11 protein-coding genes are annotated in these 12,547 nt (G+C 72.5%); 2 read left to right on the top strand and 9 right to left on the bottom strand.

From position 1 onward, the window contains the following. The first annotated feature begins 17 nt into the window (after window positions 1-17). Window positions 18-545 carry a PH domain-containing protein gene (locus Q7L65_RS20095; protein ID WP_304723881.1) on the top strand — a complete coding sequence of 176 codons (528 nt, stop codon included), beginning with the start codon at window positions 18-20 and terminating at the stop codon, window positions 543-545. Window positions 546-671: 126 nt separating this feature from the next. Here the strand turns inward: Q7L65_RS20095 and metK are convergent, their stop codons facing one another. The 8 genes from metK to aroF form a co-directional block, all read right to left on the bottom strand. Further along, entirely contained in the window at window positions 672-1,898 is a 1,227-nt protein-coding gene (metK, locus tag Q7L65_RS20090; RefSeq protein ID WP_304723880.1) for a methionine adenosyltransferase, read from the bottom strand. Then, window positions 1,895-3,604, bottom strand: coding sequence for a DUF3352 domain-containing protein (locus tag Q7L65_RS20085; protein ID WP_304723878.1), 1,710 nt, complete (start codon window positions 3,602-3,604; stop codon window positions 1,895-1,897). The genes metK and Q7L65_RS20085 overlap by 4 nt, the downstream gene beginning before the upstream one ends. A 38-nt stretch (window positions 3,605-3,642) precedes the next feature. After that, a complete protein-coding gene (der, locus tag Q7L65_RS20080; RefSeq protein ID WP_304723876.1) occupies window positions 3,643-5,082 on the bottom strand; it encodes a ribosome biogenesis GTPase Der in 1,440 nt (479 codons plus the stop codon). 69 nt (window positions 5,083-5,151) lie between these two features. Then, window positions 5,152-5,685 (bottom strand): hypothetical protein, encoded by a 534-nt coding sequence (locus Q7L65_RS20075; protein ID WP_304723875.1) that lies wholly within the window; start codon window positions 5,683-5,685, stop codon window positions 5,152-5,154. Continuing rightward, complete coding sequence (gene cmk, locus Q7L65_RS20070; RefSeq protein WP_304723873.1) at window positions 5,686-6,303, bottom strand: (d)CMP kinase; 618 nt, start codon at window positions 6,301-6,303, stop codon at window positions 5,686-5,688. Between the two features lie 73 nt (window positions 6,304-6,376). Beyond that, window positions 6,377-7,702, bottom strand: a complete 1,326-nt coding sequence (aroA, locus tag Q7L65_RS20065) for a 3-phosphoshikimate 1-carboxyvinyltransferase (protein WP_304723872.1) — start codon at window positions 7,700-7,702, stop codon at window positions 6,377-6,379. Then, a complete protein-coding gene (locus Q7L65_RS20060) occupies window positions 7,699-8,748 on the bottom strand; it encodes a prephenate dehydrogenase/arogenate dehydrogenase family protein (protein ID WP_304723870.1) in 1,050 nt (349 codons plus the stop codon). Before Q7L65_RS20060 ends, aroA begins: the two co-directional genes overlap by 4 nt. Window positions 8,749-8,791: 43 nt before the next feature. Continuing rightward, window positions 8,792-9,844 (bottom strand): 3-deoxy-7-phosphoheptulonate synthase, encoded by a 1,053-nt coding sequence (aroF, locus tag Q7L65_RS20055; protein WP_304723869.1) that lies wholly within the window; start codon window positions 9,842-9,844, stop codon window positions 8,792-8,794. 348 nt (window positions 9,845-10,192) lie between these two features. On the opposite strand from aroF, the gene Q7L65_RS20050 reads away from it, so the two are divergent. Then, a complete protein-coding gene (locus Q7L65_RS20050) occupies window positions 10,193-11,365 on the top strand; it encodes a CapA family protein (protein WP_304723868.1) in 1,173 nt (390 codons plus the stop codon). Between the two features lie 102 nt (window positions 11,366-11,467). On the opposite strand, the gene hisC is transcribed toward Q7L65_RS20050, so the two are convergent. After that, the gene (gene hisC, locus Q7L65_RS20045) at window positions 11,468-12,541 is read right to left on the bottom strand and encodes a histidinol-phosphate transaminase (protein ID WP_304723867.1); all 1,074 of its coding nucleotides are present in this window, start codon (window positions 12,539-12,541) and stop codon (window positions 11,468-11,470) included. Window positions 12,542-12,547 lie beyond the last annotated feature (6 nt).

Below are 12,547 nucleotides of genomic sequence, written 5' to 3'. Positions count from 1 at the left end.
AGCAGTACGCTGCGCTCATGGGACTCGAGCTGCATCAAGAAGAGCACGTGATCTACGCCGGGCACCCGTCCTGGCGCGGCACGCTCAGCTTCTACGTGAGAGGCGGACTGTTCGCGCTCGTCGCAGCCGCGATCGTGGCCGCGGTGACGGCGATCGGAAGCGGCTTCGACGTCGCGCTGACGATCGTCGCGTTCGTCGTCGTGATGGCGGTGGTGATCCTGATCGGCTTCCTCTTCCGCTTCTCGACGACGTACACGATCACCAACCAGCGGTTGACGATCGAGCGCGGCATATTGTCGAAGCACATGCAGCAGACCCGCGTCGAGCGCGTCCAGAACGTCAACACGGACCAGTCGCTGCTCGACCGCCTGCTGCGCGTCGGCCAGGTCGACTTCGACACCGCCGGAGCTGACGACTCCGACTTCACCTTCCGCGGCATCGCCAACCCCGAGCAGGTCGTGCGCGCCGTCGACAAGGCCCACCGCGAGCGCGAGGCCGGCCTCACCAGCCAGCACCCGGACCAGCTCTCGCCGGGCGGGCTCTGAGCCGCAGCCGGCAGCAGCAGCGCCGACGCGGCGACGCGCGCCACCCCGGCGCGCGAAGCCTCGACGACGGCGGGCGCCCCGTGGGGCGCCCGCCGGTACTGCGGAATGTCGTGCGAAGCGCTCCGCTTACGCGGCCGCGCCGGCCAGGCCGGCGGCGTCGCGCAGGGCGTCGGCCTTGTCCGTCTTCTCCCACGTGAAGTCGGCGTCTTCGCGGCCGAAGTGACCGTAGGCAGCCGTCTTCTGGTAGACGGGGCGGTGCAGGTCGAGGTACTCGCGGAAGGCGCCCGGGCGCAGGTCGAAGTGCTCGCGCACGAGCTGCTCGATCTTCGCGCGGCCGATCTTCTCGGTGCCGAACGTCTCGACCATCACGGAGACCGGGTGCGCGACGCCGATCGCGTACGCGACCTGAACCTCGGCACGGTCGGCGAGGCCGGCCGCGACGATGTTCTTGGCGACGTAGCGGGCGGCGTACGCGGCCGAGCGGTCGACCTTCGACGGGTCCTTGCCGGAGAACGCGCCGCCACCGTGGCGGGCCATGCCGCCGTAGGTGTCGACGATGATCTTGCGGCCGGTCAGACCGGCGTCGCCGACGGGACCGCCGATCACGAAGCGACCGGTCGGGTTGACGAGGAACTCCTTGCGCAGCTTGTCCGCGTCGAACAGGTCCTTCGGCAGGACCGGCAGCACGACGTGCTCCCAGAGGTCGTCCGGGATCAGCGACTCGGCGCCCTCGGCGTGCTGCGTCGAGATCAGCAGCTTCTCGATCTCGACCGGCTTGCCGTCCTGGTAGCGGACGGAGACCTGGGTCTTGCCGTCCGGGCGCAGGTAGTTGAGCGTCTCGGCCTTGCGCACATCGGCCAGCCTCTTGGCGAGCTTGTGCGCGAGCGCGATCGGCAGCGGCATCAGTTCGTCCGTCTCGCGCGTGGCGTAGCCGAACATCATGCCCTGGTCGCCGGCGCCCGCGACGTCGAGCGCGTCGTCGTCGTTGGCGTCCGTGCGCGCCTCGTAGGCCTTGTCGACGCCCTGCGCGATGTCCGGAGACTGTCTGTCGATCGCGTTGAGGACCGCGACGGAGTCGGCGCTGAAGCCGAGGTTGCCGTCGATGTAGCCGATTCTGCGGATCGTCTCGCGGGCGATCTCCTGGATGTCGACGTACGTCGAGGTCGAGATCTCGCCCGAAACCACGACGAGGCCGGTGTTCACGAGCGTCTCGCACGCAACACGGCCGTAGGGGTCGTCCCGCAGCACGGCGTCGAGGACGCCGTCGGAGATCTGGTCGGCGATCTTGTCCGGATGCCCCTCGGTCACGGACTCCGACGTGAACAGGAACTCGTTGTCGCTATAGGTACTCATGAGATCTCGAACGTCAACTCCGCGGTCGTTTGCGCCTCCCCGCTCATCGACGTGAGACCGACCGCGCGGATGCGCTGGAGATCCGCACCGAGGCCCGAATCAGAGGTCAATCCCAGCGGCTCGAAGAGTCTGAGGAGCTGGCTGAGGTCGAAGAAGACTATCGAGGTCAACTTCGATTGGGAATCAGGGATTACCGCGCCGTAGTCCGGGTTGTCGGAGATCGCGCCGCTGGGGCGCACGACAGCCGCCAGCGCGGCCGCGCTCGTCGACAGCGCGAGCGTGTCGCCGCGCAGCGCGTAGTCGAGCTCGACGCCGCCGTCGGCACGCAGTCGCCGGGCCGCGAAGCCGCCGATCTTGGCGTCCCCGAAGGCTGGTGCGGCGCCGCCAGCGGGCGCGAACAGTCTCGCCACGGCCGGTTCCAGCCTGCGCAGGCCGGCCGCGGTCGCGGCGGGGTCGCGCACGCGCGCCAGCAGCGCTATCCCGGGCACGCCTCTGCCCGCGTCGACGACGACGACCGCGACCTCGCTGCCGAACAGCGGCAGCACGTCGCGCGTGAAGCTGACGCCGCTGCTGGCCAGCAGTCTGCCGGCCTCTCTCACGAGCGTGGCGGTGTCGCCGCCGAGCGCGCCCGCAGCGCCGCCGGCCGCGCCGGCCGCGCCACTTCCGCTTCCGCCGAGCCCGCCCAGGCCCAGCAGCAGCGGCGCCGCACGCTCGAGGCCGGGGAAGCCGAGGTAGGCGAGCGCGTTGAGCGGGACCGATCTCGTCAGCGTCGGCGTGAACGTCGGCGGCTCTCTGCGATCTCTCGGATCGAGCACCGCGCGCACCTGGACTCTCGCCTGTCTGTCGCCGGCCGTGAGCGCGAGCGCCGTCGCCTTCAGTCCCTGCTGGTCCAGCAGCGCGCCGACCAGCCCGAGCGGACCGCCCTGCGGCGCCAGCAGCAGCCGCACGCCCTCCACCGAGGCGTACGCGTCGAGCACGCGCCCGTCGGGCTGATCGGCCGTGGCGCGCTGGTAGGTCGGGTCGTCGGCGAGCGAGCCGACGACGCCGCCCTGCGCGTCTCCGTCGCCGCTCGCGGGCCCGTCGTCGCCGCCATCCGCTCGCTCGATCGCCCCGCGCACCGTGTCGCTCTGCCCGATCGCGAGGAAGCCGTCGACGAAGGCGGAGACCGTGCCGTTGCCGTAGCTGGCCGTCGCGGTGCCCCTGTACGCGCTTCTTCTCGCAGGTCCGGCCGTGCGGGAGAGAAAGTCGCGCGCGCCGGCTTCGTCGGTCATCGACAGCAGCAACAGCGAGCCGGCGGTGCCGCCGCTGCCTCTCGTCAGCGCCAGCGCGGCCTCGTCGCCGAGCCACGGGCGCACGTCGCGCTCGAAGTCGACCGGCGCGGCGCCGCTGCCGCTTCCGAGCAGGCCGGAGAGCTGGTCGCGCAGCGTCTGCTCGATCCCCATCCGCCGGGCAGCCGCGAGCGCCCGCTGGACGCCGCCGCGCTCGCCGTCGGTCGAGACGTGCACGTAGGCGAGCGCGTCGGCCGGGGCCAGGCGCGCGGCGGCGGTCGCGGGCGGTCCGTCGTCCGAGCCCCCGCCGCCGAGCGCGACGATCGCAACCACGACAGCCACGACGAGCGCGAGCAGCCCGGCGCCGGCGCGCCAGTCGCGCAGGACGGGTGGCAGCGTCGATCTGCGCCGCGGTGCTCTGCCCCTCGCCATGCTCATGCCGTCGGCGAGTGTGTCAGGCCCGCCGGGCGGCTGCGTCAATCCGCGTCGAGCGCGTCGAAGCTGCCGCCGGCCTCGTCGCCGCCGGCGAGGGCGGCGCCGTCGCGGTCGCGCGCGCGGTCGCGGCGGCTCTCGCCGCGGGCCGGGCGGCCCTGTCTCTCGCCGCGCCGCTCGCGCCGCTCGACGAAGTCGATGATCAGCGGGATCCCCTCCATCCGGTAGCGCTCGCGCAGGCGGTTCTCGATGAAGTAGGCGTAGTCGCGCGTGACGCGGCTGCGCGAGTTGATCTGGATCGAGAAGCGCGGCGGCCGCTCGCCGGTCTGCGTCATGTAGATCAGCTTCAGGCGGTGGTTCTGCTTCGCGGGCGGCTGGCGGATCTCCTGGACGTCGGAGAGGAAGCGGTTCAGCTGCGGCGTCGGGATCCGGCCGGAGGTGCGGTCGGCGAGCGCAAACGCCTCCGCCAGCAGGCGCTGGATGTGGCGGCCGGTCAGCGCACTGGTGGTCAGCACGCGCGGACGCAGCCGCAGCTTGTTGTTGACGCGGGCGCGCTCGTGGTCGAGGTCGAACTCGGGCTCGTCCTCGCCGCCGGTCAGGTCCCACTTGTTCAGCACGAGCGCGGTCGCGCAGCCGGACTGCATCGCCAGTTCGGCGATCCGCAGGTCCTGCGCGGTGACGCCGTCCTGCGCGTCGCAGACGACGAGCGCGACGTCGGCGCGCTCGGCCGCGCGGCGCGAGCGCAGCGCGGTGTAGTACTCGATCGAGTCGCCGACCTTCGCCTGGCGGCGCATGCCGGCGGTGTCGACGAGGATCAGTCTGCGGCCCTCGAACGTGAACGGCAGGTCGATCGCGTCGCGCGTGGTGCCGGCGACGTCGGAGACGATCACGCGCTCGTTGCCGATGATGCGGTTGACGAGCGAGGACTTGCCGACGTTCGGGCGCCCGATCAGCGCCAGCCGGACGAGGTCCTCGTCCTCCTCGATCGTGCCCTCCTCCGGCAGCCGCTCGACGACGCGGTCGAGCAGGTCGCCGGTGCCGAGCCCCTGCGCGGCCGAGACCGCGACGGGGTCGCCGAAGCCGAGCGCGTAGAACTCCGCCGCGAGCACGACGTCCTTGACGGAGTCGACCTTGTTGGCGGCGAGGATCACGGGGATGTTCGTGCGCCGCAGCAGGTCGGCCATCTCCTCGTCGCCCGGGCGGATGCCGCCCTGCGCGTCGACGACGAACAGCGCCAGCTGCGCGTCCGCGAGCGCGGCGCGCGCCTGCTCCTGGATCGAGCGCTGCATCTCGTCACGGTCGTCGAGGTCGACGCCGCCGGTGTCGATCAGCGTGAACCTGCGCCCGTTCCACTCCGTCTGGAGCTCCTTGCGGTCACGCGTGACGCCCGGCCGCTCGTGCACGACGGCCTCGCGCGTCTGCGTCAGCCGGTTCACCAGCGATGACTTGCCGACGTTGGGGTAGCCGACGACGGCGACCTTCATCGCGGGGCTCCGGAACTGGGATTCATGCGGCCGAGGATAGTCGGACGCCGTCGAGCAGGCCGCCCGCGCTCAGCGCGGGCCGGCGGCGAGGGCGCTGTTGGCGAGCGCGACGAGCTTGCTGCGGTCGCTGCCGCGGCCGGCTTCGCGGAACTGGACGTCATAGAGCACTCTGCCCATCAGCCACTGGATCTGGGGCGGCGAGCAGGACGCGCCGCACGTGCTCGGCTTGTAGAAGCCGACCTTGCCGCCGCGCAGCCTGACGCGGGTTCTGAACGCGGGTCTCGCGCCGCGGTCGGCGCTGAAGACGCCGACGAAGCAGGCGTTCGCGCCGCCGCAGCGCGGGCCGATCGCGAGCGACAGCTCCCAGCGTCTGCGGTTGGAGATCCACTTGACCTCGATGCCGTGTCTGGCGGGCGCGTCGATGTGGACCGCATCCGGCAGCAGCACCGGAATGCGCGTGTGGCGCTCGATCGCCGCCACCTGGCGTCTGAAGTCTCTTGCCGGGAAGACCGTGCGGATCGCCGCGGAGGCACCAACGGCTCCCAGCAGCAGGAACGCCCCGGACAGGACGGCGGCGAGGGCGATGACGATGGTTCGACGCATCTACGACTCCTTACGGTCGGCGACGAGCGCGGTCACGCGTGCGACGACATCCTCCAGGCTCAGGCCCGTCGTGTCGAGTTCGACCGCGTCGGCGGCCGGGGCGAGCGGGTCGTGCTCGCGCGTCGTGTCGCGCTCGTCGCGGATCGTCTGCTCGGCCAGGACGGTCGCGACGTCGGCGCCGATCTGCGCGGCGCGGCGGCGCGCGCGCTCCTGCGCGCTCGCGGTGAGGAAGATCTTGAGCGCCGCGTCGGGCGCCACGACGGTACCGATGTCGCGCCCCTCGGCGACCCAGTCGCCGTCGGCGACGATCCGCTGCTGCTGCGCGACCATCGCGCGCCGCACGGTCGGCTCTGCGGCCGCGCGCGAGGCGCCCTCGGAGGCCTCGGGCGTGCGGATCGCCTCCGTCACGTCGACGCCGTCGAGCAGCACGCGCTCGCCCAGCTCGATCGTCAGCTGATCGGCGATCTGCTCCGGCGCGACGCCGCGCTGCGCGGCGGCGAGCCCGACGCAGCGGTACATCGCGCCGGTGTCGAGGTACGTGAAGCCGAGCGCGGCCGCGACGGCACGCGCCACGCTCGACTTGCCGGCCCCGGCGGGACCGTCGATTGCGATGACCATCGGCGAGACCCTAGCCAGCGAACAGGCCGCGCGCGCTGAGGCTGCCCGCGGGCAGCGACAGCGCACGGACCCCTTACCGCGCCAGCAACCTCGCCAGGTCCTGCGTGAAGCCCGGGTAGGAGACCGCCGCCGCGTCCATGCCCTCGACGACGACGCCTTCGCGCGAGGCGAGGCCGGCGATCGCGCCGAGCATCGCCATGCGGTGGTCGCCGTGTGAGCCGATGCTGCCGCCGCGCAGCCCGCTCCCGCCCTGCACGACGAAGCCGTCGTCGGTCGCCTCGATCCCGGCGCCGAGGCCGCGCAGGCCGTCGACGACGGTCTGGATCCGGTCGGACTCCTTCACCTTCAGCTCCGCCGCGCCGCGCACGACCGTCTCGCCCTCGGCGAAGCAGCCGAGCAGCGCGACCAATGGGAGCTCGTCGATCGCCAGCGGCACCTCCGCCGCCTCGACCGTCGTGCCGCGCAGCGGGCCGTGCGCGATCTCGAGCGCCGAGACCGGCTCGCCGGGCGTGAACGCGCCCGCCGGCTCCAGCTCGCCGCTCACGATCCCGCCCATCCGTTCGACGATCCGCGCGAAGCCGGTCCGCGTCCAGTTGACGTTGACGTCCTCCAGCACGATCCGCGAGCCGGGCACGAGCACCGCTGCCGCGATCCAGAAGGCGGCGCTGGAGAAGTCGCCGGGGACGTCGATCGCGTCGAGTCCGAGCCGCTCGACGCGGCGCACCGTGACGCGCTCCCCGTCCCGCGAGACCGGCACGCCGGCCGCCGCCAGCATCCGCTCGGTGTGGTCGCGGCTCGGCGCCGGCTCGACGACGGTCGTCGGCTCGGTGGTGTTCATGCCCGCCAGCAGCACGCACGACTTGACCTGGGCGCTGGCGACCGGCAACACGTACTCGATCCCGCGCAGCTCGGCGCCGCGCAGCGTGAACGGCGGGTAGCGATCGTCGGTCGGCTCGATCGTCGCGCCCATCTGGCGCAACGGCTCCGCGATCCGGTCGATCGGCCGTCTGCGGATCGAGCGGTCGCCGTCGAACGTCCAGGCGGTGCCCGGCTGCGCCGCCAGCCAGCCCGGCAGCAGCCGCATCAGCGTGCCGGCGTTGCCGACGTCGATCGGGCCGTCGGTCGCGCGCGGGGAGCGCAGGCCGCAGCCGCGGATCAGCAGCTCGCCGCCGCCGCGGCGCTCGACCTGCGCGCCGATCTGCTCGACCGCCGCGAGCGTCGAGTTGGTGTCGGCCGCGTCGAGGTAGTTGCGCACCCGCACCGGCTCCGGCGTCATCGCCGCGAAGATCGCCGAACGGTGCGAGATCGACTTGTCCGGCGGCACCCGCAGCGTCCCGCGCAGGCCGCCGTCGGCGGGCTCGAAGCGCACAGCGGCGCTTCCCTCTCCGGGCATGCTCATGCACGTGCCACGGGGAAGCCCTGCTGCTCGACGAGCTCCAGCGCGCGTCGCGCCGGCTCGTCCCCTGCGATCCACAATGCCACGACGCCCTCCGCTTGGTTCGGCGCCGGGTACAGCGCCATGTCCGTGATGTTGACGCCCGCGCGTCCCAACTCCAGCGCCAGGCGCGCGACGACGCCCGGCTCGTTCGGCACCGACGCGCGCAGCTCGTGCAGCGGACCGCCCGCCAGCTGCGCCTCCAGCAGCCGCTCGCGATCGGCGCGCGCCGCGTCGTTCCAGCGCGCGACCGCGTCGTCGTCGCCGGACTCCAGCAGCGCGCGGAACTCTCCCAGCCGCCGCGTCGCGTCGTCGATCCGCTCGATCAGCGCGTCGCGGTTGGCCATGTAGATGTCGGTCCAGATCGCGCTGTTGGCGCCCGCCACGCGCGTCGCGTCGCGGAAGCTCGGCCCGGTCGCCGGCAGCTGCTCGGACTCCTGCTCGAGCGCCCGCGCCGCCTGCGCGACGAGCACGTTGGCGACGACGTGCGGCAGATGGCTGACGGCCGCGAGCATCGTGTCGTGCGTGGCCGCGTCGATCGTCGTCGGGCGCGCGCCGAGCCCGCGCAGCAGCCGGTGCAGGCGCTCGAACAGGACCCCGGTCGCGCCCTCGCTCGGCGTCAGGTACCAGACGGCGTCCTGGAACAGGTCGCCGCGCGCATGCTCGACGCCGGCCGTCTCGGCACCGGCGAGCGGGTGGCCGCCGACGAAGCGCGGGTCGTCGATCTCCGCCACGACGCTGCGCTTGGTCGAGCCGACGTCGGTCACGACGCAATCGCGCGGGATCGCGTCGAGGACCGCCTCGACCGCCGTCGTCAGCTGGCCGACCGGCGCGGCGACGAAGACGACCTCGGCGCCGCTGACCGCCTCCGCCAGCGTCGCCGCGCCGCGGTCGAGCGCGCCGCGCGCGACGGCGGCGTCGAGCACGCCCGGCGAGGGGTCCCAGCCGGTCACCTCTGCGCCGAGCCGCTCGCGGGCGGCGAGCCCGATCGAACCCCCGATCAGGCCCACCCCGATGATCGATACCCGCAAGCCGCTCGTGCCCTCTCTGGTCTCAGATCGCCGCGGCAGCGTGTGCCGCGTGCAGGTTGGAGATCGTCTTGCCGGCGACGGCCGCGGCCTGGCCGACCTTCTCCGCGTACGCCGCGAACTCGTCCGCGACGAGCTGCTGCGGACCGTCGCAGATCGCGTTGTCGGGGTCCGGATGGACCTCGACGATGATCCCGTCGGCGCCGACCGCGGCGGCCGCGAGCGACAGCGGCTGCACGAGGTCGCGCCGGCCGGCGGCGTGCGACGGGTCGACGATGACCGGCAGGTGCGTCAGCTCCTTCAGCACCGGCACCGCCGTCAGGTCGAGCGTGAAGCGGTAGGCGGTCTCGAACGTGCGGATGCCGCGCTCGCACAGCATCACGGCCTCGTTGCCCTCCTTGAGGATGTACTCGGAGGCGTTCAGCAGCTCCTCCAGCGTCGCCGAGAGGCCGCGCTTCAGGAGGACCGGGCGGCCGGCGCGGCCGAGCTCGGTGAGCAGCGTGTAGTTCTGCATGTTGCGCGCGCCGATCTGGATCACGTCGGCGACTTCGAGCACCGGCTCCAGGTCGCGCACGTCCATCAGCTCGGTCACGATCGGCATGCCGGTGCGCTCCTTCGCCTCCGCGAGGATCCTCAGACCCTCGACGCCGAGGCCGTGGAAGGCGTAGGGCGACGTGCGCGGCTTGTAGGCGCCGCCGCGCAACAGCGTCGCGCCCGCCGCGAGGACGGTGTCGGCGGTGCCGAGCGTCTGCTCGCGCGACTCGACCGTGCAGGGGCCGGCGATCAGGGCGAAGCTGTCGCCGCCGATCTTGCGGCCGCCGATCTCGAGGACGCTCGGCTCGCCGTGTCGCAGCTGCGAGGAGGCGAGCTTGTAGGGCTTCTGGATCGGCACCAGCTTCTCGACCCCGGGTGAAGCCTCCAGCTCCAGTCCCTGGACGTGCTCGCGGTCGCCGAGCGCGCCGATCACGGTCAGCTCCTCGCCGTCGATGCGGTGCGCGCGTGCACCGGCGCCCTCGACGCGCTCGATCACGGCCTGGATCTCGTCTTCGGTCGCGTCCTGCTTCATCACGATCATCATGCTGCGGTCCTCTCTAGGCCTGGAAATCTACGGAAGTGGCGGCACGGAGAACGTGCCGGGGCGATGGAAACGGCGCCCGACCTCACGAGGGACCCACCACGGGTGGGCGCAACGCGATGATCTGGCCGGACGCCTAGATAAATCGCCAGGCAGAGAGGCGCCAGGAGCTGGCGTACGACGCATAGCCGGCATAGGTGCCGATGGCGATGCGGTCGGTCGTACGGTCGCTGGAAGACATGACGCTGTCGCCCATTGTGCCAGAGCGGCGGGGCAGTGTGAAGGTGATCGTGTGTTCGTTTGGTGGCCAGGGTGCGCCGTACCGTCTTCCCGAGCGACGAGACTGTCGGCATGCGCCGATCGCTGCTCGTGCTCGCACTGCTCGTCCTGCTCCCCGTCATCGGGTGCGGCAACGACTCGTCAGCGAGTCGCTCCGCGTCGAGTGCGGTGGCCGCGACCGCCGCGACGACCACGCCCGCAACCGCAGCGCAGCAGCCCAGACCTCCCCGCAAGCCGGTCCGGCTGACGATCCTCGCCAGCGGCGACTTCCTGATCCACAGCCCGGTCTGGCAGCGGGCGGCGGCGCTCGCGGGCGGAGACGGGTACGACTTCGCGCCGCTGTTCCGCTACGTCAAGCCGTACGTGCAGAGAGCCGATCTGGCGATCTGCCATGTCGAGACGCCGATGACGAGCGCGCCGCCGAGCGGCTACCCGGTCTTCAACACGCCGCCCGCGCTCGCCCGCGCGATCAGATCGACCGGCTGGGACGCCTGCGACACCGCCTCCAACCACACGCTCGACCAGGGCAGCGGCGGGATCGCCGGCACCGTGCAGGCGCTCGACCGTGCCGGGGTCCGCCACACGGGATCGTTCACGACGCCGCAGGGATCGCGCCGGACGCTGCTGCTCGACGCCGGCGACGGGGTCAAGGTCGCCTTCCTCGCCTACACCGAGATGACGAACGGGATCCCGGCGCCGCACCCGTGGTCGGTCAACATCGCCAACGCAGGGCGGATCGTCGCCGACGCCCGCCGCGCCCGCGAGCGCGGCGCCGACGTCGTGCTCGTCAACCTGCACGCGGGCGACGAGTACGGCTCGCAGCCGAGCGCGTTCCAGCGCACGCTCGCCGACGCGCTGATGCGCTCGCCTGCGATCACCGCCGTCGTCGGGCAGCACGTCCACGTCGTGCAGCCGATCGCGCGCGTGCACGGCAAGCCGGTCGTCTTCGGCGAGGGCAACCTGATCTCCAACCAGACGCCTGCGTGCTGCGCTCCGGGCGCCCAGGACGGCCTGCTCGCGCAGCTGCACCTCGTCGTCGACCGCGACCGTCCGCGCCGGACGCGGGTGAGCAGCGTGACCTATGTCCCGGTCTGGGTCCGCCAGCCCGATTACGCGGTCCTGCCGATCGGCGACGCGCTGCGCCAGGGTCTTGCCGACCCGGCCACGCTGCGCGCGTCGTACGACCGCACGGTCAGCGTCGCCGGCCGGCGGGCAGCGACGCCGGTGCCGGCGCGGCTGCCGTAGGCGGCTGCGCGCCAGCGCGCCGCTGACGGCCAAGCGGCGCCGAGATCGACAGCTCAGCCGGCCGCCGCGGCCAGGCCGCCCGGCGGCCAGGCCGCCGGCGCCCTAGACCAGCTCGCCCAGCGCGTCCAGCAGGCGCCGGTTCTCGGACGCGGTGCCGACGGTCGTGCGGGCCCAGCCGGCGCGGCCGAGCGCTCTGCCGGAGCGGATCAGGATCTTGCGCGCTCTGAGGCCCTCGAGGATCTCGTCCTCGTCGCCGTCGCCGAGCGAGTGCCAGATGAAGTTCGCCTGCGAGTCGGCGACGTCGAGGCCCAGCTCCTCCAGGCCCTCGACCAGCGTGAGACGGTTCGCGACCGTCTCCTCGATCCGGCGCGTCAGCTCGTCCTGACGCAGCAGGGCGGCCTCGGCCGCGGCCTGCGCGACCGAGTTGCAGAAGAACGGCTGGCGCACCTGCTCGACCGCGACGCGGAAGCGCTCGTCACCGCACAGCGCGTAGCCGACGCGCAGGCCGGCGAGGCCGTAGACCTTCGAAAAGGTCCGCAGCAGCACGACGTTGGAGTAGCGCCGCGCGAGCGCGATCGAGTCGTCGGGGTCGTCGAGCGTCGAGAACTCGCAGTAGGCCTCGTCGATCAGCACGCAGACGTGACGCGGGACCTGGGCGACGAACGCCTCCAGCTCAGCCAGCGGCAGCGACGTGCCGGTCGGGTTGTTGGGGTTGCAGACGATCAGCAGGCGCGTCGCCGCCGTCACCTCCGCGAGCATCGCGTCGAGGTCGTGGCGGTGGTTCTCGTCGAGGTCGACGACGATCGCGTTCGCACCCGTCGCGGCGGCCATGTGCGGGTAGACCGAGAACGACGGCCACGCGTAGACGAACTCCGCGCCCGGCTCCAGCAGCGCCTCGGCGCCGCTCAGCAGGATGTCGCAGGAGCCCGAGCCTATGGCGATTCTGCCCGGGGCGAAGTCGTAGCGGGCGGCGAGCGCTCTGCGCAGCGACATGTTCGACGGGTCGGGGTAGCGGTTCGCGCTCAGGACCGCGCCGGCGGCCGCCTCGACGACGCCCGGCATCGGCCCGAACGGCGCCTCGTTGCTCGCCAGCATCGCGAAGCCGTCGAGCGCGTAGCCGCCAGCGGTCGGATAGGTCGGCAGGCGGCGGATCTTGTCGGTGAATTCGATGGCCATGTGCGT

The sequence above is a fragment of the Conexibacter sp. CPCC 206217 genome, assembly GCF_030646165.1.
Lineage (GTDB): Bacteria > Actinomycetota > Thermoleophilia > Solirubrobacterales > Solirubrobacteraceae > Conexibacter.
This window is presented reverse-complemented; position numbering and strand designations above follow the sequence as displayed.

Coding starts and splice junctions, on each gene's coding strand:
- Q7L65_RS20095 (WP_304723881.1), top strand. CDS start 18: ATGGGACTCGAGCTGCATCAAGAAGAGCACGTGATCTACGCCGGGCAC.
- metK (WP_304723880.1), bottom strand. CDS start 1,898: ATGAGTACCTATAGCGACAACGAGTTCCTGTTCACGTCGGAGTCCGTG.
- Q7L65_RS20085 (WP_304723878.1), bottom strand. CDS start 3,604: ATGAGCATGGCGAGGGGCAGAGCACCGCGGCGCAGATCGACGCTGCCA.
- der (WP_304723876.1), bottom strand. CDS start 5,082: ATGAAGGTCGCCGTCGTCGGCTACCCCAACGTCGGCAAGTCATCGCTG.
- Q7L65_RS20075 (WP_304723875.1), bottom strand. CDS start 5,685: ATGCGTCGAACCATCGTCATCGCCCTCGCCGCCGTCCTGTCCGGGGCG.
- cmk (WP_304723873.1), bottom strand. CDS start 6,303: ATGGTCATCGCAATCGACGGTCCCGCCGGGGCCGGCAAGTCGAGCGTG.
- aroA (WP_304723872.1), bottom strand. CDS start 7,702: ATGAGCATGCCCGGAGAGGGAAGCGCCGCTGTGCGCTTCGAGCCCGCC.
- aroF (WP_304723869.1), bottom strand. CDS start 9,844: ATGATGATCGTGATGAAGCAGGACGCGACCGAAGACGAGATCCAGGCC.
- Q7L65_RS20050 (WP_304723868.1), top strand. CDS start 10,193: ATGCGCCGATCGCTGCTCGTGCTCGCACTGCTCGTCCTGCTCCCCGTC.
- hisC (WP_304723867.1), bottom strand. CDS start 12,541: ATGGCCATCGAATTCACCGACAAGATCCGCCGCCTGCCGACCTATCCG.